This is a genomic window from Skermania piniformis (assembly GCF_019285775.1).
Taxonomy (GTDB): domain Bacteria; phylum Actinomycetota; class Actinomycetes; order Mycobacteriales; family Mycobacteriaceae; genus Skermania; species Skermania pinensis.
In genome coordinates, this window is sequence record NZ_CP079105.1 from 3,985,296 (window position 1) to 4,011,714 (window position 26,419).

At 69.5% G+C, this 26,419-nt stretch carries 1 protein-coding gene (running past one end of the window); it reads right to left on the minus strand.

The annotated features are described in order from the left end of the window. On the minus strand, nucleotides 1-26,419 hold the 3' portion of the coding sequence (locus KV203_RS18625) for a non-ribosomal peptide synthase/polyketide synthase (protein WP_246600252.1). Its footprint extends 3,854 nt past the window's final position; 26,419 of the gene's 30,273 nt are visible here — the last part of the coding sequence; its start codon lies off the right edge, out of view; the stop codon is at nucleotides 1-3.

Below are 26,419 nucleotides of genomic sequence, written 5' to 3' on the forward strand. Positions count from 1 at the left end.
TCATGTGGTTGCGGCCGGTTCGGAGCTTTCGCCGTCCGGCTGAGCCCCGTCTGGTCGAGCGCCGGGTGGTCGCAGGAATCCGATGCCCGAATAATATTCGACGTAACGCCGCAGTATTCGGCTGTCGACGACCGGGGCCTCGATTCCGGTACCGGCGAGTGCGGCGCGGGTGTTCCGGTCGTCGACGGTCTCGTTCTCCGCGATTCCCGCAGCGAACTCGCCGGCGACCAACGTAGCCCGGACCAGACTGTCGTCGCCGACCGCGGCGAGCCGTTCGGCCGTCTCGAACAGCGCCGCACCGAATTCGGCACTGGTCACCGGCTCCAGCGGAAAGCCCTGAGCGCGAAGTTGTTCGGTCAGCTCGGTCATCGCGGTACGGGTCCGAGCGATCAGGTGGAATGCGCCGCCGACGGTTTCGGGCCGGACCGCCAGGGCGACCAGAGCCCGGGCGACATAGTTCACCGGCACCATGGCAACCGATCCGGCCGCTCCGTCGGGCAACTGGCCGAGGGTCACGATGGCGCGCACCATGTTCCAGAACGCGTCGTCGGTGCCGCCGGCACCGGTCACCACATCGCCACTGATCAGACCGGGTCGGTAGATCGACACCGGCACGCCACGGGTGCCGGCGATCCGGACCAGCTCCTCGCTCACCCACTTGGACCGGACGTAGCCGGACTCCAGCACCCGATCGGCCGGTAGCCGACTGTCCTCGCGCGCGACGTAGGCGTCCCCGGCCGCGAGCGCAGCCGGATCGGTGAGCACCGATGCGGTCGAGACGTAGTGGAACGGCTTGCGCCGCCCCGTCGTCGCCAACCGCAGCAGCCACTCGGTGGCGCGCACGTTCGGCCCACGGAGCCGGCTGTAGGTCTCGATGTGGTTCACCCGGGCACCGTTGTGCAGCACGACGTCGACGCGGTCGGCCAGAGCCGCGAACTCCGCCGCGCCGAGCCCGAGCCGGTCGGCGCCGAGATCACCCGGCACCGGCACGATCCGATCCAGCTCGAGACCGGTCGAGTCGGCACCGTAGCGGCGCATCGCCGCCACGATCCGCTCCCGTCCGTGCTCGACCGAGTCGGCTCGGACCAGACACCAGATGGTCGCCGAGGTCTGCTCCAGCAGTTCGCGGACCAGGTACGTACCGAGGAATCCGGTCGCACCGGTGAGCAGCACATCGCCGAACTCGGCGACGACCGGTTCCGCCGACACCGCCGTGATATCCGCAGCGAGTTCGATGTCGTCGGTGAAGTCGACGACCGCACCGCTGGTCATATCGGGATCGATCGCCCGGGCGAGATCTTCGACCCGGGAATGGTCGAAGATCTGCTGCACGCCGACCGCCGCACCGCTCGCCTCGCGCAGCCGATCGACCAATCGGACGATCAGCAGCGAGTGGCCGCCGAGTTCGAAGAAGTCGTCGTCGAGCCCGACCTCCGCCACGCCGAGCACGTCGGCGAAAACCGCCGCGACGATCTCCTCGGTCGGGGTGACCGGCGCCCGGAACTCGTGCGCCCGGAACTCCGGCGCCGGCAACGCCTTACGGTCGAGCTTGCCGGACGCGTTCAAGGGGAACGCGGCCAGCGGCAGGAACACGCTCGGCACCATGTACCCGGGCAATGCCGCCACCGCCACCGCGCGTACCTGCGCGATATCGATCGCGGGGCCGACCAGATACGCCACCAGCTGGTCGCCGGTCGAGGTCTCCCGGACCTGTACCGAAACCCCGACCACGCCCGGCGCACCGCCGAGCACTGCCTCGATCTCGCCCAGCTCGATCCGCTGGCCCCGGAACTTCACCTGGAAATCGGCGCGTCCCACGTACACCAGCTCGCCGGCGTCGTTCCAGAAAACCAGATCGCCGGTGCGGTAGAGCCGGCCCCCACCGGTCGGATCGAACGGATCGGCGACGAACCTGTCCATCGTCAGATCCGGGCGGCCCCGGTAGCCGCGCGCCAGCTGCACCCCGCCCAGATACAACTCACCGGTCACGCCCACCGGTACCGGCCCCAACCGGTTGTCCAGCACGTACACCCGCGAGTTCCACACCGGCCCGCCGATCGGCACGGACAGGCCGGTATCCGATGCGCGCGCTTCCCGATAGGTGATCGACACGGCGGCTTCGGTGGGCCCGTAGAGGTTGTGCAACCGCGCACCGGGCGCCACCGCGGCGAACGCCCGCACCACCGGCGTCGGCAATGCCTCGCCGATCACGAACACCGATTGCAGCGATTCCACCGACCCGGCATCGACGTGCGCGGCGAACACGCCGAGCATCGACGGCACGAAATCGGTCACCGTGACCGCGTGTTCGGCGATCAACCCCGCAAGATACCCGACATCGCGTTGTCCACCCGGCGTCGCCAGGATCAGTTGTCCGCCCGCCCAGAGCGGCGCGAAGAACCCCCACAGCGACACGTCGAACGTCGTGGCGGTCTTCTGCAACCACACCGCCGAGTTGTCCAGCCGGTATTCGGCGATCATCCAGGCCAGCTGATTCGCCACCGCCGCATGCGGTACCACCACGCCCTTCGGTCGTCCGGTCGACCCCGAGGTGAAGATCACGTACGCGGTATTCGCCGGACGCACCACACCGCGGCGCTCCCGGTCCGACACCGGCGCCGCCGACCCGGTCGAGTCGGCGGAGAGATCGAGCTCGTCCAGCCAGATCACCGAGCGCCCGGCCGGCACCACGGCGCCGTCGCGCCGCGTGCTCAACACACACACCGGATCCGCCACGCCCAGGACGTAGGACACCCGATCCGCCGGATGATCCGGATCCACCGGGACGAAGGCGCCACCGGCCCGGAGCACCGCGTACATGCCCACCACCAGCTCCAGCGATCGCGGAAGCACCACTGCGACCAGCGATTCCGGGCCCACGCCGGCCTCGATCAGCAACCGCGCCAATCGATTCACCCGTGCATCCAACTCCGCATAGGTCAGCGTCACGCCGTCCGACCACACGGCTACCGCGTCCGGCCGCGTCGCCACCGAGGCATCGAACCCGGCCGACAGCAGGTCCGCCGGCACGACCCGGTCGGTCGCGTTGCGGTCACGCAGCAGCAGCCCGCGTTCCCGATCTCCCAACATGTCGAGATCCCCGACGACGACCTGCGGATCACCCACCACCGCGTCGACGATCCGGACCAACCGCTCGGCGAACCCGACCACCGTCGACTCGTCGAACAGCTCGGTCGCATAGTCGAGGGTCGCCGTCATTCCCTGCCGATAACCGGTATCGGCGAACTCGGCGGTCAACGTCAGCTGCAGATCGAACCGGGCCGTGCCGCCGTCGAACTCGACCGGCTCGATCCCCGGAGCAGCGAGATCGCCGACACCCGAATCGGTTCCATCGGGTCCGACCCGGTCGGCGGCGCCGCCGGATCGATCCAGGTTCTGGTAGAACAACGCCACCTGGAACAGCGGATGGCGCGCCTGGGACCGCGGTGGGTCCAGCACCTCCACCAGCCGCTCGAAGGGAACCTGGGCGTGCTCGAAAGCGGCCAGATCTGTTTCCCGTATCCGACCGACCAACTCGGCGAACGGGGTCGCCGGGTCGATCTCGGTCCGCAATACCAGGGTATTGACGAACATGCCGACCAGATCGTCCAGCGCCGCCTCGCCGCGACCGGCCACCGGTGCGCCGATCGACACATCCGACTCACCCGACAGCCGAGCCAACAACACCGCCACCACGGCGTGCACCACCATGAACGGCGTCGCGCCCAGCGTCCGCGCTACCCGATCCAGTCCCGCCGACCTGGTCTCGGACAACGCGAACGACACCGAGCCACCTCGACCGGAAGCCACCGCCGGCCGGGGGCGATCGGTGGGCAGACCGAGCTCGTCCGGGATACCCGCCAACCGCTCCCGCCAGTAGGCGATCTGTTCGGCGATCACCGATCCCGGGTCGGTCTCCTCACCCAACACCGCCCGCTGCCACAACGCGTAGTCGGCATATTGCACCGGCAACGGCGCCCAGTCGGGGGCGTTACCCAGCACCCGGGCGGCATAGGCGGTACCCACATCGCGCACCAACGGGGCGATGGAGAAACCGTCCGCGCTGATGTGATGCACGACCACACCCAGCACCGCGCCACCGTCGGCCAGCTCCCACAACCGAGCCCGAACCGGCACCTCGACCGTCACATCGAAACTGCGCCGGACGAAATCGGTCACCGCACCGGCGATGTCGCCCTCGGCCACCCCGGCGACCAGCTCGAGCGCCACGCCGGACGCACCGGGCTCCAGCACCTGCTGATACCCCGCACCGTCGAACTCCGGGTAGACGGTGCGCAGCACCTCCTGCCGGGTGATCACGTCGATCAACGCCGCCTGGAGTGCCGGCGCGTCGACCTGCCCGGGCAACCGCACCACGAACGGGATGTTGTATACCGCCGAGCCCGGGTCGAACCGGTTCAGGAACCACATCCGAGACTGCGCCAGCGACAACGGAACCCGTTCCGGGCGCGGCCACGGAGCCAACGCGACCCGGACCGGCCCGGCCGGGGATTCGACTCGCTCGGCCAGGCCGGCCACGGTCGACGCCTCGAACAGCGCCCGGACCGGAACCACCGCATCCAGCGCCGCACCCAACCGGGCCACGGCTCGGGTGGCGATCAGCGAGTTGCCACCGAGCTCGAAGAAGTCGTCGTCCGCACCCACCCGGCCGGTTTCCAACACGTCGGCGAATACCTGGGCGACGATCTCCTCGGTCCGGGTCCGCGGCGCGCGGAACTCCCGCGCCGCGACGCCGACGACGGGCAACGCGCGCCGATCGAGCTTGCCGGACGGCGTCAACGGCACCTCGTCGAGGACCACGACCGCGGCCGGCACCATGTGCGCGGGCAGCACGTCGCGGACGAATTCGCGCAGCGCCGCGGGATCGACGGACCGACCCGGCGCAACGGTGACGAACGACACCAGTCGCGCGCCCACCGCGTCGTCCTGGGCCACCGTCGCCGCGAAGGTGATCGCCGGGTGCCGGCCGAGCGCCGCGTCGATCTCGCCCAACTCGATCCGGAAACCGCGCACCTTGACCTGGGCGTCGCTGCGAGCCACATAGGTCAGCTCGCCGTCGGCCGACCAGCGGACCAGGTCCCCGGTTCGGTACATCGCGGCACCGTGACCGTTGGGGACACCGTGGCCGTAGGGGGCGGCGACGAACCGGGCCGCGGTGAGGCCGGGACGCGCCTGGTAGCCCCGGGCCAGACCGGGACCGATCAGGTAGAGCTCACCCGCGACACCGACCGGAACCGGCCGCAACCGGGCGTCGAGCACGCACGCAGCGATCCCGCGGACCAACGATCCGAGCGGTACCGACGTGCTGGCCGGGTCCAGCGGCGCGCTGTAGGTCGATATTGCGGTCGCCTCGGTCGGGCCGTAGCCGTTGACGAACCGACGACCCGGCGCCCACATCCGGACCAGGTCGGCGGTGTAGGCCTCGCCGCCGACGACCAGCACGGCCAGCGCCGGCAGATCGTCCGACTCCATCGATGCCAGAACCGCAGGCGTACTCCACGCGTGTGTCACCCCCTGGGCGCGCAGGAACGCGGCCAACTCCACCCCGCCGAACACCGATGTCGGCGAGATCACCACGCTCGCCGCCGGCCCGATCGCCATCAACAGTTCCAGCACCGACGCGTCGAAACTCGGCGAGGAGCTGTGCAGGACCCGAGAATCGGCGGTGATACCGAACCGCTCCTGACTCTCCGTCGCGAGGTTGGCCAGGCCGGTATGGGGTACCACGACCCCCTTGGGCAGTCCGGTCGAGCCCGAGGTGTAGATCACATAGGCCGGGTTGGTGGCACGGGCGATGCCGAGCAGCTCCCGGTCCGCCGGCGACCGGGTCGATTTCGCCGCGATCTCGGCGGCCGGAGCGGCGTCGTCGAGCAGCAGCCATTCGATCGAATCGGGCAAGCTCGGCCGGTACTGCGCCAGCGTCAGTCCGAACGCGGCGCCGGAGTCCGAGGTCATGTGCACGATCCGGTCGACCGGGTAGTTCGGGTCGATCGGCAAGAAGCCGGCACCGGTCTTGGCGACCGCCCACAATGCCGTGACCGACTCGATCGACCGGGGAATGCCGAGTGCGACGAATGTTTCCGGGCGCGCCCCACGATCGATGAGCACCCGGGCGAGCTGCGACGATCGCTCGTCCAACGCGCGGTAGGTCACCGACCGGTCGCCGTCCTGCAGCGCGATGCCGGTCGGGTTGCTCGCGACGGCCTCGGCGAGCAATTCGGGCAGCAGCACCTGTTCGCGGCCGCCCGGTGCGCCGCGGCGAAGCGTGAAGTCGTGCTGTTCCGACTCGGTACGGATATCGACGTCACCGACCGCCACCGCAGGTGTGCCGAGCAGCGACGCGAAGAGCCGGGTGAACCGAGCTGCCAACTCGGCGACCGAATCGGCGTCGAACAGATCTTCGGCGTAGAGAATCTCGATCGCCATCCCGTCGACGACGCCGTCCGGCCCGCGGACGTCGTCGATCGTGAACTGCAGATCGAACCGCGCCACGGCCAGGTCGTACTCGACCGGCTGCACGACCGGGAACCCGGTGTCGGCCGCTACCGCGCCGCGCCGGGCGGGGGCGGTCAGACCGCTCTGGAACGCCAGCATCACCTGGAACAGCGGCGAGCGCGCCGCCGAGCGTTCGACGTCGAGTACCTCGACCAATCGCTCGAACGGGACGTCGGCGTGCTCGAACGCGGCGATATCGGTGGTCCGCACGCGGTCGGTCACGTCGGCGAACGACGCATCGAGGTCGATGTCGGCGCGCAGCACCAGGGTGTTGACGAACATGCCGACCAGATCGTCGAGCGCAGCATCGCCGCGACCGGCGACCGGCGTGCCGATGATGATGTCGGATTGCCCGGACAGTTTGGCCAACAGCACCGCCAGCACCGCGTGGACCACCATGAACGGGGTCATCTGGTGGGTATCGGCGAAACCGATGATCGCGGCGGCCGTGGCCGCGTCCAACCGGGCGTGGTGCGTCGCGCCGCGGTTGGTCGCGAGCGGCGGCCGGGGCCGATCGCTGGGCAGGGCGAGTTCGTCGGGCGCGTCGGCCAGCTGGTTGCGCCAGTAGCCGATCTGCCGGCTGATCACCGATTCGGGATCGGTCTCGTCGCCGAGCGCTTCCCGCTGCCAGAGCGTGTAGTCGGCGTACTGCACCGGGAGCGGAGTCCACGCCGGGGTCCGCCCCGTGGCGTGCGCGGTGTACGCGGTGATCATGTCGCGGACCAGCGGTCCGGCGGAGAATCCGTCGGCGCTGATGTGGTGGACGACGACGCCGAGGACGTGGTCGCCGGTCGGTGCGCCGTCGGCGCCGGTCAGCCGCCAGAGTCGGGCTCGGACCGGGACCGCTGCGGTGACGTCGAATCCTTCCCCGACGAATGCGCCGATCACCGGCGACATCTGTGCCGCCGGGACGTCGGTCGGGAGATCGAGGCGTAGCCCGGCGTCGGCGGTGGACAGGATCTGCTGATAGCCGACACCGTCGTGTTCGGGGTATCGGGTTCGGAGCACTTCGTGCCGGCCGACCACGTCGGCGAACGCCGCGCGCAGTGCATCCGCGTCGACGCCGCCGGCGAGTCGGATCACGAACGGGATGTTGTACACCGCGGATGTGGGATCGAACCGGTTGAGGAACCACATCCGCGATTGCGCCAACGACAGCGGGATGTGGCGCGGGCGTGGCCGAGGCGCCAGATTCAGTCGGCCGGAGTCGACGTCGCGCTGTACGCGGGCGGCCAGCTCGGCGACGGTCGACGCTTCGAACAGCGCCCGGACCGGGATCACCGCGTTCACCGCAGCGCCGACCCGAGCCACCACCTGAGTCGCGGCGAGCGAGTTCCCACCCAGGCCGAAGAAGTCGTCGTCGGCGCCGACCCGGTCCAGGTCGAGCACGGTGGCGAAGACGCCGGCGACGATCTCCTCGGTGGGCGTGGCCGGCATCCGGAACTCGCCGACCTCGAGCTCCACCCCGGGCAGGGCGTTACGGTCGAATTTGCCCGACGGGGTCAACGGAACCTGGTCGAGGACCACGACCGCGCTGGGAACCATGTGCGCGGGCAGCGACTCCCGCACGGTGTCGAGCAGCGTCGCCGGAGCGACGTCGGCTCCGGCGGCGAGGGTCACGAACGACACCAGCCGCGGCCCGGCCGCAAAGTCGCGCACGATCGTGGCGGCGAAGGTCACCGCCGGATGCGCACCGAGCGCCGCGTCGATCTCGCCCAGCTCGATCCGGAAGCCGCGGATCTTCACCTGGTCGTCACCGCGCCCGACGTAAACCAGCTCGCCGGCGTCCGACCAGCGCACCAGGTCACCGGTCCGGTACAGCCGGCCGCCGCCGCCGAACGGGTCGGCGACGAACCGGGCGGCAGTCAGACCGCGACGGTCGTGGTAGCCCCGAGCTACCCCCTGACCACCCATGTAGAGCTCGCCGATCACCCCGACCGGCACCGGATGCAACCGCTCGTCGAGCACGCAACCGGCCGATCCCCGGACCAGGGCGCCGAGCGTGATCGGCTCCACCCCGTCCAGCGGTCGGCTGTAGGTCGCGACGATCGAGCACTCGGTCGGTCCGTAACCGTTGATGATGGTGCGGCCGGGCGCCCACTCCCGGATCAGCTCTGCGGTGAAGGCCTCGCCGCCGACCGACAGGTTCGTGAACTCCGGCACCGTCCGCGGATCCATCGAGGCGAGGACCGCGGGGGTACTGAAGGCATGCGTCGCCCGCTGCTCGCGAATCAGCGTCGCCAGTTCCTCGCCGCCGACGATCGACGTCGGCGAGATCACCATGGCCGCCGCCGACCCGAGCGCCATCAGCAGCTCGAGCATCGACGCGTCGAAGCTCGGTGAGGATTGAGCGAGCACTCGCGAACCGGCGTCGATCGCCAGCCGCTCCCGGTACTCGGCGGCGAGGTCGGCCAGCCCGCTGTGCGGCACGAGCACGCCCTTGGGCAATCCGGTGGAGCCGGAGGTGTAAATCATGTAGGCGGTGCTGGTGGGCCGGATCCGGCCCGGTCGATCCTGATCGGTGATCGGGTCGGCGGCGGCCGCGTCGATCCGATCGACGGTGGCGGGGTCGTCGAGCACCAGCCAGTGGACCGAGCTCGGCAGGTGCGCCCGATGCCGGGACACGGTGAGGCCGAGCGGGGCGGCGGAATCGACCGTCATGTGGGTGATCCGGTCGGTCGGGTAGTCCGGATCGATCGGCACGAACGCGGCACCGGTCTTGGCGACCGCCCAGAGCGCGGTGATGGATTCGATCGAGCGGGTGATTCCCAGCGCCACAAATGTTTCCGGCCGGGCTCCATGTTCGATGAGCACTCGGGCGATCCGCGACGAGCGCTCATCCAGTTCGCGGTAGGACAGGGCGCGGTCGCCGGTCCGGAGCGCGATGCCGTCCGGGTTGCCGGTGGCGGCGGTGCGCATCAGGTCGGGGAGCAGGACGTGCTCGAGACCGCCCGGGGCGCCGTGCCGGAACGAGTACCGCCGCTGTTCGGTGTCCGTGCGGATGTCGATGTCACCGACCGGCGTGGCGGGTGTGGATAGCACGGATTCCAGCAGTCCGGCGAAACGCCGGCCCAGGATCACGATCGACGGGTGGTCGTAGAGATCCCGGGCGTAGCCGATCTCGACCGACCAACCGGCCATCCGACCGGTCGGATCGACCTGATCGTCGATGGTGAATTGGAGGTCGAACCGGGTGGTGTCGGAGTCGGGATCGAGCGCCCGGACGCCGGGCAGGCCGGCGACCGGCCCGGCCGACTCCGGCCGGTCCGGGTCACCGGTGGCGGTGGCGAGACCGCTCTGGAAGGCGAGGGCGACCTGGAACAGGGGGGTGCGGGCGGTGGACCGTTCGATCTCCAGCAGGTCCACGAGTCGCTCGAACGGGAGATCGGCGTGGCCGAACGCGGCGGCATCGGTGTCCCGGACGGCGCCGATGACGTCGGTGAACGGCATGGCCGGAGCCACGTCGGTCCGCAGCACCAACGTGTTGACGAACATGCCGACGAGGTCGTCGAGCTCGGTGCTGCCGCGGCCGGCGATCGGGGTGCCGATCGTGATGTCGGTCTGGCCGGACAACCGGGCCAACAGGACCGCGAGGACCGCGTGCACCGTCATGAACGGCGTCACCTCGTGCCGGCGGGCGAAATCGGTGATCGTGGCGACGGTAGCCGCGTCCAGGTCGAAGCGGTGGGTACCGCCGCGGTTGCTGGCCACCGGGGGGCGGGGCCGGTCGGTGGGTAGCTCGATCTCGTCGGGAGTTCCGGCGAGCTGGTTGCGCCAGTACCGGATCTGCGCCGCGATCACCGAGTCGGGTGCGGTCTCGTCGCCGAGCATGTCGCGTTGCCACAGGGTGTAGTCGGCATATTGGACGTCGAGTGGCCGCCAGTCGGGGGCGGTACCGGCGGCGCGCGCGGCGTAGGCGGTGAGCATGTCGCGCACCAACGGGGCGATGGAGAAGCCGTCGGCGCTGATGTGGTGGATCACCACGGCGAATACCGATCCGGTCGCGGTGTCGGCCGGATCGCCCAGCCAGAGCCGGGCGCGGACCGGGATCCGCTCCGTCACATCGAAACCCCGGGCGAGATAGTCGGCGACCGCCGCCGATACCCACTCGGCGGCGAGGTCGTCGACCACGTCGAATTCGACGTCGGCCGTAGCGCTGTCGGGGTCGAGGAGGCGCTGGTAGCCGACACCGTGATCATCCGGATAGACGGTGCGCAGCACCTCGTGCCGGGCCAGGACGTCACCGAACGCGGCCCGCAGCGCGACCACGTCGACGTCCCCGGTGAGCTGAACCAGGAGCGGAATGTTGTAGGCCGCCGACGCCGGATCGAACCGGTTGAGAAACCACATCCGGGTCTGTGCCAGGGACAACGGGATTCGGTCCGGGCGGGGCTGGGCCTGCACCGTCACCCGGCCCGAGCCCGCCCGGTCGGCGAGCCGGGCCGCGAGCCCGGCCACCGTGGACACCTCGAACAGTTCGCGCAGTTCGACCGCGGTATCCAACGCTGCGCCGAGCCGGGACACCAGTCGAGACGCGATCAGCGAGTTGCCGCCCAACGCGAAGAAGTCGTCGTCGAGCCCGACCCGGTCCACGCCCAGCACGTCGGCGAACACGCCCGCGACGATTTCTTCGGCGGGGGTGGTCGGGGAACGGAACTCGCGCACGTCGGCCGCCGGCGCCGGCAGCGCTCGCCGATCGAGCTTGCCGGATGCATTCAGCGGGAAAGCCTCGAGCACGACGAATGCCGCCGGAACCATATACCCCGGAAGCAGCTGCGCCGCTCCCGTTCGTACCGCGGCCACATCCACCCCGGCACCGGTATCGGCCGGGATCAGGTACGCCACCAGCTGCTGGCCGAGTCCGCCGTCGTACACCACCACCGCCGCGTGCGATACCCCGGGCTGAGCCGTCAGCACCGCCTCGATCTCGCCGGGCTCGATCCGTTGTCCGCGCAGCTTCACCTGCAGGTCGCGCCGGCCCAGATACACCAGTTCCCCGGCAGCGTTCCAGCGGGCCAGATCGCCGGTCCGGTACAGCCGGTCGCCGAACTCGCTGCCGCCCGGCTCCGCGACGAACCGGGCAGCGGTGGTGGCCGGCATTCCGGCGTAACCGCGGCCTACCCCGACACCGCCGACGTAGAGCTCGCCGGGCACCCCGACCGGCACCGGCGCCAGCCGGTCGTCCAGGACCAGCAACCGCACGTTCGGCACCGCAGTACCGATCGGCACCGGCACCGGCCCCCCGATCGCCAGTTCGTGATAGGCGACGACGTCGGACGCTTCGGTCGGTCCGTACGAATTGATCACCCGCACACCGGCAGCCAGCAAACCGGCGACGGCGGCCGGGTTGATCGGTTCGCCGCCGAGCACCACGGTTTCCACCCCGCGCAGCGCACCGGCGGTGTCGGCCTCGACCACCGCCTCGAACGCCGACGGTGACATGTTGACCACCCGGACGTCGCGGTCGGCGACCAGCGCCACGATCGCTGCGGGATCGAACCGGTCCGGCGCCAGCTCCAACCGGGCGCCGGTGACCAGCGCCGTCCACACCTGCTTCTGGGTCAGGTCGAACGTCGGTGCCGAGGCCACCAGAATCGCGCCACCGTCGAGCGGGCCGAGTTCGTCGGCGAACCAGCGCACCAGGTTCGCCACCCCGCCGGCCGGAACCTGGGTCGGCTTGGGCCGGCCGGTCGAGCCGGAGGTGGTGATCACGTAGGCCAGCCGGGCATCGACGGCACGTACCGGCGGCACCGGGTCGCCCGAATACGTCGCCAGCGCCATCGCATCCACGGTCAGGACCGCGATACCGGCACCGACCAACTCGGCCGCCGGACCGTCCGAACCACGCGCGACGAGCACGCAGCGCGCACCGCTGTCGGCGACCACCGATCGCACCCGAGTCACCGGCGACGTCGGATCGATCGGGGCATAAGCGGCACCGACCCGCCAGGCTGCGACCAGGCCGACCACCCATTCGAGCGAGCGACCGATCGCGACGGCCACGACGTCGTCGGGTCGCACGCCGCAACCGAGGAGTTCGTTCGCCAGCGCGGACGCCGCCCGGTCCAGCTCGGCATAGCTCAGCTCCACCGAACCCGCGCGGACGGCGATCCGGTCCGGCCGGCGCTCGAAGGACGCCGCCAACTGCAATGCCACCGACTGCGCGACCAGCTGCTCGTCCCACATCCGATCGGGCCCGGCACCGAGCTCGGCCAACCGGTCGGCTTCGCCGGCGGTGAACCAGCTCGCGTCACCGGCCGGCCGATCCGGGGCGGCGAGCAGCGCGCCCAGCAAGCGGCCGAACCGATCCGCCCAGTCGGCGACCGTGGCCTCGCTCAACAGCTCGGTGGCGTACAGCCATTCCACGCTGTAGTCGCCGTCGAGCTCCGGCAGCACCGACACCTGCAGGTCGAACTTCGCCGCCGGCACCCCCGGATCGACGCCGGTGACGGTGAGTCCGGGCAGCTCGAACGTCGTGTCCGCCACATTCTGGAACGCCAACATCACCTGGAACAACGGATGCCGCGCCCGCGACCGCGGCGGATCCAACACCTCCACCAACCGCTCGAACGGCACATCCGCATGCCCGAACGCCGCCACATCCATCTCCCGAACCCCCGCCAACACCCCCGCGAACGACACCCCCAAATCCACCTCGGTCCGCAACACCAACGTATTCACAAACATCCCCACCACATCGTCCAACGCCGCCTCACCCCGACCCGCCACCGGCGTCCCGATCGCAATATCGGACCCCCCCGACAACCGCGCCAACAACACCGCCAACCCCGCATGCACCACCATGAACGGCGTCACCCCGAACACCCGAGCACACTCGGCAATCCCCGCCACCAACACCGCATCCCACCGCACCCGCACCACACCACCGCGACCACTGGCCACCACCGGCCGCGACCGATCCAACGGCAACCCCAACTCATCCGGCACACCCGCCAACCGCTCCCGCCAGAACCCGACCTGCCGCGCAACCACCGACTCCGGATCCGCCTCGTCCCCCAACACCTCCCGCTGCCACACGCTGTAATCGGCATACTGCACCGCCAACGGCGCCCACCCCGGAACCCGACCCGCCACCCGCGCCGCATACGCCGCCATCACATCCCGCGCCAACACCCCCACCGACACCCCATCCGCCGAAATATGGTGCACCACAACACCCAACACACACTCATCCCCGACAACCCCCACCCCGACAACCCGCCACAACCGCGCCCGCACCGGCACCCGCTCGGTCACATCGAAACCCACACCCACGAACTCCGACACCACCGACACCACCGCATCAGCCGAAACCTCCACCACATCCACATCCACCACCGCATCAGCCGGCTCCAACACCCGCTGATACCCCACCCCATCGAACTCCGGATACACCGTCCGCAACACCTCGTGCCGCACCACCACATCCCCCAACGCCAACCCCAACGCCACCACATCCACCACCCCGGACAACCGCACCACCAACGGAATGTTGTACGCCGCCGAACCCGGATCCAACCGATTCAACAACCACATCCGCGTCTGCGCCAACGACAACGGCACCCGCCCCGACCGCACCCGCGCCACCAACGGCACCCGCACCGCATCCAGCCCCGACTCCACCCGCGCCGCCAACCCCACCACCGACGACACCTCGAACAACAACCGCACCGGCACCACAACGTTCAACGCCGCACCCAACCGCGCCGCCACCCGCGTCGCCACCAACGAATTCCCACCCAAAACAAAGAAATCATCATCCAAACCCACCCGCTCAACCCCCAAAACCTCCGCGAACACCCCCGCCACCAACTCCTCCACCGGAGTAGTCGGCGCCCGAAACACCGCCACCTCCACCTCCGGAACCGGCAACGCCGCACGATCCAACTTCCCCGACGGCGTCAACGGCAACGCCGCCAACACCACCCACGCCTCCGGCACCATGTACCCCGGAAGCCGCTGCGACACCTCCCCCCGCACCCACTCCACATCCACCCCGACCCCGGCATCAGCCGCAACCACATACCCCACCAACCGCCGACCCGCCACACCATCCACCACCGACACCGCCGCCTGCCCCACCCCCACCAAACCCACCACAACCGCCTCGATCTCCCCCAACTCCACCCGCTGCCCCCGCACCTTCACCTGAAAATCAGACCGCCCCACAAACACCAACTCACCCAACACATCCCACACCACCACATCCCCAGTCCGATACAACCGACCACCACCCACCCGACCGAACGGATCCGCCACAAACCGCTCCGCGGTCAACCCCGAGCGACCCACATAGCCCCGGGCCAACTGCACCCCGCCCAGATACAGCTCGCCCGGCACCCCCGGTGGCACCATTGCCAAGCGCGAATCCAGCACGAAAACCTGGGTATTCCACACCGGTAACCCGATCGGGACCGACGCCCCCGGCTCCGTCCCGGTCACGGCGTGGAACGTCACATCGACCGCGGCCTCGGTCGGCCCGTACAAATTGTGCAAACCCGCTCGCGGCAACAGCTCTCGCGCCTGCTGCGCCACCGGGCCGGGCAATGCCTCGCCCGAGGTGAACACCAACCGCAACGCCGGCTCGGCCGGCTCCGGGACCGCGGCGACGAACGCCGCCAGCATCGACGGCACGAAGTGCACCACCGAAACCCCGAACTCGGCCAGGGCCGCAGCCAGCTCCACCGGATCCCGGTGCACATCGGGTGCCGCCACGACCAGCCGCGCGCCTACCTGCAACGGCCAGAAGAACTCCCACACCGAAACGTCGAACGTGAACGGCGTCTTCTGCAGTACCGCATCGGCGGCGGTGAGCCGGTACTCGGCCTGCATCCACAGCAGCCGGTTCACGATCGCGGCATGCGGTACCGAAACCCCCTTCGGCCGGCCGGTCGACCCGGAGGTGAACAGCACATACGCCGTGTTCGCCGGCCGCACCGGCGCGGCCCGCTCCGCATCGGTCAGCGGCGCACCGGATATGCCCGACCCGGCGGACAGGTCCAGCTCGTCCAGCCACACCACCCGACGGCCCGCGGCGCCGGGAACGTCCCAGCCGTCCCGCCGCAGCGCCAGCACCAGGTCCACTCCCGCTGCGCCCAAGACGAACTCGTTGCGCTCGACCGGATGATCCGGATCGACCGGAACGAAACCGCCACCGGCGACCACCACCGCGTACATCCCGACCACCAGCTCCACCGAACGCCGCATACCGAGCGCGACGACAACCTCCGGGCCCACCCCGAAATCGGTCAGCACCCGGGCCAGCCGGTACACCTGCTCGGCGAACTCCGCGTACGACAACTCGGCACCGGTCGACCCATCCACCACGGCTACCCCGGCCGGCGCCCGGGTCACCTGAGCGTCGAACAACGACACCAGCGTCGCTGCCGGCAGCGGTCGCGCGGTCGCGTTCACCGCAACCAACTGCGCCCGCTCCGGCGGGAACAGCAGGTCGGCCGCACCGACCGCGCGATCCGGGTACTGCAGCAGGTCGGTCAGCAGACGGGTGAACCGCTGGGCCATCGATGCGACCGTCGCTTCGTCGAACAGGTCGGCCGCGTACCGGAACGCGCCGAGCATGCCGGCCGGCGCACCGGATTCGTCGACCACCTCGGTCAACTCCAGATGCAGATCGAAGTTCGTGGTCACCGTGTCGATGTCGACGCCGGTGACGGTGAGTCCGGGCAGCTCGAACGTCGTGTCCGCCACATTCTGGAACGCCAACATCACCTGGAACAACGGATGCCGCGCCCGCGACCGCGGCGGATCCAACACCTCCACCAACCGCTCGAACGGCACATCCGCATGCCCGAACGCCGCCACATCCATCTCCCGAACCCCCGCCAACACCCCCGCGAACGACACCCCCAAATCCACCTCGGTCCGCAACACCAACGTATTCACAAACATCCCCACCACATCGTCCAACGCCGCCTCACCCCGACCCGCCACCGGCGTCCCGATCGCAATATCGGACCCCCCCGACAACCGCGCCAACAACACCGCCAACCCCGCATGCACCACCATGAACGGCGTCACCCCGAACACCCGAGCACACTCGGCAATCCCCGCCACCAACACCGCATCCCACCGCACCCGCACCACACCACCGCGACCACTGGCCACCACCGGCCGCGACCGATCCAACGGCAACCCCAACTCATCCGGCACACCCGCCAACCGCTCCCGCCAGAACCCGACCTGCCGCGCAACCACCGACTCCGGATCCGCCTCGTCCCCCAACACCTCCCGCTGCCACACGCTGTAATCGGCATACTGCACCGCCAACGGCGCCCACCCCGGAACCCGACCCGCCACCCGCGCCGCATACGCCGCCATCACATCCCGCGCCAACACCCCCACCGACACCCCATCCGCCGAAATATGGTGCACCACAACACCCAACACACACTCATCCCCGACAACCCCCACCCCGACAACCCGCCACAACCGCGCCCGCACCGGCACCCGCTCGGTCACATCGAAACCCACACCCACGAACTCCGACACCACCGACACCACCGCATCAGCCGAAACCTCCACCACATCCACATCCACCACCGCATCAGCCGGCTCCAACACCCGCTGATACCCCACCCCATCGAACTCCGGATACACCGTCCGCAACACCTCGTGCCGCACCACCACATCCCCCAACGCCAACCCCAACGCCACCACATCCACCACCCCGGACAACCGCACCACCAACGGAATGTTGTACGCCGCCGAACCCGGATCCAACCGATTCAACAACCACATCCGCGTCTGCGCCAACGACAACGGCACCCGCCCCGACCGCACCCGCGCCACCAACGGCACCCGCACCGCATCCAGCCCCGACTCCACCCGCGCCGCCAACCCCACCACCGACGACACCTCGAACAACAACCGCACCGGCACCACAACGTTCAACGCCGCACCCAACCGCGCCGCCACCCGCGTCGCCACCAACGAATTCCCACCCAAAACAAAGAAATCATCATCCAAACCCACCCGCTCAACCCCCAAAACCTCCGCGAACACCCCCGCCACCAACTCCTCCACCGGAGTAGTCGGCGCCCGAAACACCGCCACCTCCACCTCCGGAACCGGCAACGCCGCACGATCCAACTTCCCCGACGGCGTCAACGGCAACGCCGCCAACACCACCCACGCCTCCGGCACCATGTACCCCGGAAGCCGCTGCGACACCTCCCCCCGCACCCACTCCACATCCACCCCGACCCCGGCATCAGCCGCAACCACATACCCCACCAACCGCCGACCCGCCACACCATCCACCACCGACACCGCCGCCTGCCCCACCCCCACCAAACCCACCACAACCGCCTCGATCTCCCCCAACTCCACCCGCTGCCCCCGCACCTTCACCTGAAAATCAGACCGCCCCACAAACACCAACTCACCCAACACATCCCACACCACCACATCCCCAGTCCGATACAACCGACCACCACCCACCCGACCGAACGGATCCGCCACAAACCGGGAGATCGTGTTGTCCGCCATACCGACGTAACCGCGACCCACACCGACCCCGGACACGTAAAGTTCGCCCGGCACGCCCACCGGCACCGGACGCAGCCGGGAATCCAACACCCACAGTCCGATCCCGGGTATCGCCCGGCCGATCGGTACCGGCAGCCGCTCGCCGGCCGCCAGATCGTGGTACGCCACCACGTCCGACGCCTCGGTCGGCCCATACGAATTCAGAACGCGGACACCCGATTCCAGCAGATCGGTGAGCGTCTCCAGCTGGATCGACTCGCCGCCGAGCACCACGGTCCGGATCTGCCGCAGCGCGCCGGGTGGGGCGGCTTCGACCACCGCCCCGAACGCCGACGGCGACATGTTCACCAAACCGGCGCCGCCGGCCGCGGCCGCGTCGGCGATCAGCCCGGCCACCTCGATCGCATCGAACTGCGCCGGCGCCAAGACCAATCGCGCACCCGAGAGCAATGCTGCCCATACCTGCTTCTGCGTCAGGTCGAACGTCGGCGACGATCCCACGACCACCGCCTCGCCGGCGCGGACACCGATCTCGGCGGCGAACCAGGACACCGTGTTGGCGAACCCGGCCATCGGCACGAGCACCGGCTTGGGCCGGCCGGTCGAACCCGAGGTGGTAATGACATACGCCACCCGTCCGGGCAGGCTCGCGGCCCGGGCGGTAGCCGCCGACACCGCCGCGTCGACCGGCGCAACCAGGTGTGCGCCTTGCGCCAGAGCTGTCGCCGGGTCGAGCAGCATGACCTCGACTCCGTGCACCAGACCGGCTACCTGCGCGCGCGTCGCCTCATCCGCAACCAGTACGCCGACCACGCCCGCCCCGGACAGCACCGCACCCACCCGGGCGGCGGGCTGCTGCGGATCGACCGGCAAGTACGCTGCGCCGGCCCGCCAGACGCCCAACAACGCGACGACCCACTCCACCGAGCGGCCGATCGCCACGCCGACCACGTCGTCGACACCGGTACCGGACCGCTCCAACCAGCTCGCCACGGCCCGGGATGCCTGCACCAGTTCGGCATAGGTCAACCGAAGCCCTGCCGCTTGTACCGCCACCGCGTCCGGTTGCCGGGCTGCCACCTGGTCGATCAGTTCGACCAGCCGGGTATCCGAACCCAGGGGCGCTGTGGGCGCCGACAGCTCCCACAGTCGCGTGCGCTCGCCCGCGACGTACCAGTCGAGGTCGGCCACCGGCATCGTCGGGTCGGTGAGGATTCCGTGGAGGATCCGGTCGAACCGGTTCAGCAGAATCGCTGCGCCGTCCTCGTCGAGGACATTGTCGAAGTACTTCAGCTCGAGCGACAGTCGCGCGCCCAGCCGGACGACCAGAGTCAACGGGTAGTGCGTCGCCTCGTTGAACGCGATGTCGACCAACGACAGTCCGTCGATCTCCTGCGCACTGGCGGCGAGGCCGGCGGCGTCCACGGGGTAGGACTCGAAGACGACCAGGGTGTCGAATTCCGCGCCGGGGCCCGCCGCCTGTTGGATGTCGACGAGCCCGACGAGCTGGTGATCGAGCAGGCCGGCTTGTTCGGCTTGAAACTCGACGAGGACGTCGGCGACCCGCTGCCCGGGGGTGAAGCGCAGCCGGACGGGGAGGGTGTTGATGAACAGGCCGACCATCGATTCGACACCGGCCAGATCGGCCGGCCGGCCGGAAACGGTGGCGCCGAAGGCGATGTCCTGCCGGTCGAGGAGGCGGCCGAGCAGGATGGCCCATACGGCTTGGACGACGGTATTGGTGGTGATCCCGAGCCGGGCGGCGAGTTCGGCGACCCGCTCGGTGTCGGCGACGTCGAGTTCGGAGTGCACCGCGCCCCGGTCACCGGTGATCTCGCGGCCGGCAGCGGTATGCCCGGCGATCAGGGTGGGTTCGTCCGCTCCGCTGAAGGCGGTCGCCCAATTCTGCAGCGACACTTCCCGATCGACCTGATGCAGCCGTTGCAGATAGCCGCGATACGGCGCCACCGCGGGCAGTACCGAGTCGGCCTCGGTGGCGTAGCCGACCAACAGCTCCTGCAGCAACACCGGCATCGACCAGCCGTCGAGCACGATGTGGTGGCTGGTGACGACCAGTTTGGCGGCGCCGGCTCCGGATCGGATCAGGGTGAACCGCATCAGCGGCGGTCGATCGATACCGAACGGGGCCACCTGATCGGCCGCGATCAGCCGGTCGACCTCGTCGGCCGCGGCCACCGCATCCAGGTGGGCGAGGTCGATCTCCTGCCACCGCACCGTGACGTCGTCGAGCACCAGCTGCACCGGGTAGCCGGCCCCATCGTGGGTGAAGGCGGCGCGCAGGTTCGGGTGCCGATCGATGATCATCTGCGCCGCCGAACGCAGCCGATCCGGATCGATCGCACCGGCCAGGTCCAGCACGATCTGGGTCAGATAGACGTCGGTGGACCGGTCGGCGAGCAGCGCGTGGAACAACAGGCCGGACTGCAGCGGCGCCAGCGGCCAGATGTCGGCGAGTGTGGGGTATTGCGCGGTCCAGCGATCGATCTCGGCCTGGCTCACCTGCACCAGCGGTACGTCGGACGGGGTGAGACCGCCGGCATCCGGGCGGGCGGCATAGTCGGTCAGCGCAGTGAGCGCCCGCTGCCACGCATCGGCCAGCTGCTGCACATCCGCGCGCGAGATCGCATCGGGCGGGAACGTGAACGTCGCATCCAGTACCGGTCCGGCAGCGGAGTCGGCGACGATCGCGTTGATGTCGATCGTCTTGTTCGCCGGACGGTCCGGGTCGCCGGGCGCGTCGACCGGTCCGAGCCCGTCGGTGGGTAGCCAGCCGAGCTCGTGCAGGTCGGCGGGCAGCTCCCCGCCGGTCACCCGACCCAGATAGTTGAAGCTGATCTGGCCGTCGTCGTAACCGGCCAGCTCGGCCGCCGTGTCCGGGTTCAGATATCGCAACAGGCCATAGCCGATTCCCTTGTCCGGGACTGCGAGCAACTGTTCCTTGACCGCCTTGACCGCGTCACCCGCGGCCGGTCCGCCGGCCAGCGCCTCGTCGAGATCGACTCCGGCCAGGTCGATCCGCACCGGGAACATGGTGGTAAACCAGCCGACCGTGCGCACGAGGTCGGCGCCGGCGACGACGGCCTCTTCCCGGCCGTGTCCCTCCAGCTGCAGCAGCAGCTCCGCGGAACGGCTGCGGTCGCGGCGCCGATCGAGCACCGCCAGCGCCAGTCCGGCCAGCAGACCGTCGTTCACCCCGCCCCGGAACAATCCCGGCAAGGTACCGAGCAAGGCTTGGGTAACGTTGCTCGGCAACGTGATCCGAATCTTGTCCAGCGAATTCACCACATCGATCTGCGGATCGAAGGCGCGGTTGCCGAGCACCGGATCGGGACCGTCCAGAGTCTGCCGCCAGAAATCCAGTTCGGCGACCCGGGCCGGATCGGTCGCCTCGGCGGCGAGCGCGTGCGCCCAGCGGCGAACCGAGGTGCCGACGGCCGGCAACGCCGGTGCCCGACCGGCGGATACCGCCGCCCAGGCGGTCACCAGATCGGTGACCAGAATCCGCCAGGAAACACCGTCGACCACCAGGTGGTGCAATACCACCAGCAGCATGCCGGGGCGCTCGTCGCGGAAGTCGAACCAGACGAACCGCAGCATCACGCCGTTGCTCGGATCCAGCTCGGCCAGCGCGGCATCGTAGGCCTGCGACGCCGTTGCGGACAGCTCGTCGGCCGACACCGTCGCCGGCAGCTCGACCCGTCGCACCACCGTATCCGCATCGATCGACCCTGGTACGGATACCTCTATGCCCCAACCACGTTCATCGTGTACCAGGCGCGAGCGGAGGATGTCGTGCCGATCGAGAACCGCATCGATCGTCGCGACGATGCCGGCCCGGTCGATCCCCGCCGGCAGCCCGAGCGTGAGAGTTTGCACATAGCGGGAGTAGCTACCACCGCGCTCCACCGTCGCCCGGGCGATCGGCAGCAGCGGCTGCCAGCCGACACCGGCGCCGGGCAGTTCGGCGAGCACCACCGGCCGGGCATCGGTCGCCGCCGCCGCGACCGCGGCCAGACCGGCCACCGTCTTGTGCTCGAACACGTCGCGGGGGGTGAAGACGATGCCGCGAGCTTTTGCTCGAGCGACGAGCTGGATCGAGACGATGCTGTCGCCGCCGAGGGCGAAGAACGAGTCGTCGATCCCGACCGAATCGACCCCGACCACCTCGGCGAACAGTTCGGCCAGGGCCGTCTCCCGAGCGTTGCGCGGCGCCCGGGAATCGGCTGCAGCGCCGAAATCCGGTGTGGGTAGGGCGGTGTGGTCGAGTTTGCCGTTGATGGTGAGGGGGATGGTGTCGAGGGTGATGAAGGTGGTGGGGATCATGTAGTCGGGGAGGTGGTGGCTGGTGTGCTCGCGCAGGGTGGTGGGGTCGGGTGGGGTGGCGGGGGTGGTGGGGACGATGTAGGCGATGAGTCGGTCGATACCGCGGTCGGTGTCGTGGTCGAGGGTGACCACGGCGTGGGCGATGTGGGGGGAGGTGGTGAGGACGGCTTCGATTTCGCCGAGTTCGATGCGGAACCCGCGGAGCTGGATTTGGTTGTCGGCGCGGCCGAGGTATTCCAGTTCGTTGTGGTTGTTCCAGCGGACCACGTCCCCGGTCCGGTACAACCGGTCCGGGTGGCTGGTGGGGGCGAACGGGTCGGCGAGGAAACGCGACGCGGTCAGGGCGGGCCGGTCGAGGTAGCCGCGGGTGACCTGCCGGCCCGCGACGTACAACTCCCCGGCCACCCCGACCGGGACCGGGTGCAGCCGGGAGTCGAGGACGTAAAGCCGGAACCCGGGGATACCCCGACCGATCACGCTCGGCCCGGCCGCGGCGGCCAGCTCCGCGGTGACGGTCGTGGCGGAGACGTGGACGGTGGTTTCGGTGATCCCGAACATGTTGGTCAACCGGACCGTGTCGTGGTGGCGGTCGAACCAGCCGGTCAGCTTCCCCGGTTCCAACGCGTCACCACCGAAGATGACGTGCCGTAACACCAACCCCGGACCCCCGGCGGCGGGTTCGATGGTGCGGTCGGCCTCGGCGAACTGGTAGAACGCCAACGGTGTCTGGTTGAGGACCGTCACTCCCCGCGTGGTCACCAACTCGTGCACCGCGTGCGGAGACCGGGCGGTGTAGTAGTCGACCACCACCACTTCCCCGCCGTGAGCGAGGGCACCCCAGATCTCCCACACCGAGAAATCGAACGCGTACGAGTGGAACAACGTCCACACATCGGTTTCGTCGAACCCGAACAATCCCTGCGTGTTGACCAGCAACTCGACCACGTTACGGTGCTCGACCAGCACCCCTTTCGGGCGTCCGGTCGACCCCGAGGTGAAAATCACATACGCCACATCCGAACCGCGTAGCGGGCGGGTCCGGTCGGCATCGGTGACCGGCGCATCGGAATACCCCGACACCTCGACCTCGTCGGCCACCACGACCCGCGCCCCGCTCCCCGCGACCCGCCCCCGATCCGCCGCCGTGACGATCACCACCGTCGGTGCAGCATCGGCGAGCACGACCGCGATCCGCTCCGCCGGAGCACCCGGATCGACCGGCACATACCCACCCCCCGCGGTCAACACCGCCACCAACACCGCGACCAACCGCTCATCCCGCGGTAACACCACCCCGACCAACACCCCCGGCCCGACCCCGGCATCGATCAACAACCGCGCCCACCGCCCCACCAGCCCGGACAACTGCGCATACGTGACCCGCGCCGCGCCCGCCGACACCGCCACCCGCCCCGGATGCGCTGCCGCCGCCGCCGCGAACAACCCCGCCAACGTGTCCGCCCCCGCCACAGCCCGCCCCACCGCCGGCGACCGGCCCACCGCCAGCAACGCCGCCGTCTCCGCCCCGGTCGACCACACCAGATCCCCCACCACCGCCTCGGGATCGGCCACCACCGCCGCCACCAACCGGGCACACCGATCGGCGTACCCCGCGATCGTGTCCGCATCGAACAAATCCGTCGCGTACGCCCACTCGACCAGCTGCCCCCCATCGGGCTGCGGCACGAACGTCACCTGCAGATCGAACTTCACCGTCACCACCGGCAACTCGACCCCTGAGACCGCCACACCCGCCACTTCCACCGGCTCCGCCGCCGCGTTCAGGTTCTGGAACGCCACCATCACCTGGAACAACGGATGCCGCGCCGCCGACCGCGGCGGATCCAACACCTCCACCAACCGCTCGAACGGCACATCCGCATGCCCGAACGCCGCCACATCCACCCGCCGCACCTGCTCCACCACATCGACAAACCGCGCCCCCGGATCCACCCACGTCCGCAACACCAACGTGTTCACGAACATCCCCACCAACTCGTCGAGCTCGGCCTCACCCCGCCCCGCCACCGGCGTCCCCACCGCAATATCGGACCCCCCCGACAACCGCGCCAGCAACACCGCCACCACCGCATGCACCACCATGAACGGCGTCGCGTCACACCCCCGCGCCACCCCCGCCACCCCCGCCATCACACCCGCATCCCACACCGACCGATACACCCCACCCCGACCACTGGCCACCACCGGCCGCGGCCGATCCACCGGCAACCCCACCTCCTCCGGCAACCCCGCCAACTGCCCCCGCCAAAACCCCACCTGCTCCGCCAACAACGACCCCGGATCCTCCTCCGCCCCCAACACCGCCCGCTGCCACAAGCTGTAATCCGCGTACTGCACCGGCAACGCCGCCCACCCCGGCACCCCACCCCCCACCCGCGCCGCATACGCCGCCACCACATCCCGCACCAACGGACCCACCGAAAACCCATCCGCCGAAATATGATGCACCACCACACCCAAAACCACACCCACCACACCAGTCTCGACAGCATCAGTGTCGGTGTCGGTAGTGGTGGTGGTGAGGGGCCAGAGTCGGGCCCGGACCGGGACCCCGGTCGTGACATCGAAACCCGCACCCACGAACTCGGCGACCAACGCGGGCACCGCGTCCTCGGTGACCGCAGCCACCACCTCGAGCTCGACCCCGGCCCGGGCCGGGTCCAGCACATCCTGGAACCCGACCCCGTCGTGTTCGGGATACACCGTGCGTAACACCTCGTGGCGGGCCACCACATCCGCCCACGCCGCCCGCACCGCGTCCACATCCACCACCCCGGACAACCGCACCACGAACGGCAGGTTGTAGATCCCCGACCCCGGATCGAACCTGTTCAGAAACCACATCCGTGACTGCGCCAACGACAACGGCACCCGCGCCGGCCGGTCCCACACCCGCAACCCCACCCGCCCGGTATCGGCATGCGACTCCAACCGCGCCGCCAACCCCGCCACCGACGACACCTCGAACAACACCCGCAACGGCACCCGCGCATCCAACGCCGCCCCCAACCGCGCCACCACCTGCGTCGCGACCAGCGAATTACCCCCCAACGCGAAAAAGTCGTCATCGGCACCCACCCGCGCCACCCCCAACACCTGCCCGAACACCCCCGCCACAATCTCCTCCACCGGCGTCGACGGCGCCCGGAACACCTCCACCCGCGCCTGCGGCGCCGGCAACGCCGCCCGGTCCAACTTCCCCGCCGCGTTCACCGGCAACTCCTCGAGCACCACCACCGCGTCCGGCACCATATACACCGGCAACTCCCGCCCCACCAGCACCCGTAACCCGTCCGGATCCACCCCCACCACCGGATCCGCCGCCACCACATACGCCACCAACTGCTGCCCCTGACCCCCCTCGAACACCGTCACCACCACCTGACCCACCCCCGCCACCCCCGCGAACACCGCCTCGATCTCCCCCAACTCGATCCGCTGCCCCCGGAACTTCACCTGAAAATCCGACCGCCCCACATACACCAACTCACCCGCCGCGTCCCACACCACCACATCCCCCGTCCGATACAACCGGCCCCCACCCACCACATCGAACGGATCGGCCACAAACCGCTCCGCCGTCAAATCCGGACGACCCGCATACCCCCGCGCCACCTGCACCCCACCCAGATACAACTCACCCGCCACCCCCACCGGCACCAACCCCAACCGGCCGTCCAACACATACACCCGCGAATTCCACACCGGCACCCCGATCGGCACCGACACCCCCCCATCCGACACCCCCGCCTGCCGATACGTGATCGACACCGCAGCCTCGGTCGGCCCGTACAAATTGTGCACCCGCGCCCCCGGCGCCACCCCCGCGAACGCCCGCACCACCGACGTCGGCAACGCCTCCCCGATCACCAACACATCCCGCAACGACCCCAACAACCCCCCCTCGACAAACCCCGCGAACACCCCCAACATCGACGGCACGAAATCGGTCACCGTCACCGCATACTCCGCGATCAACCCCGCCACATACCCCACATCCCGCTGCCCCCCCGGCACCGCCAACACCACC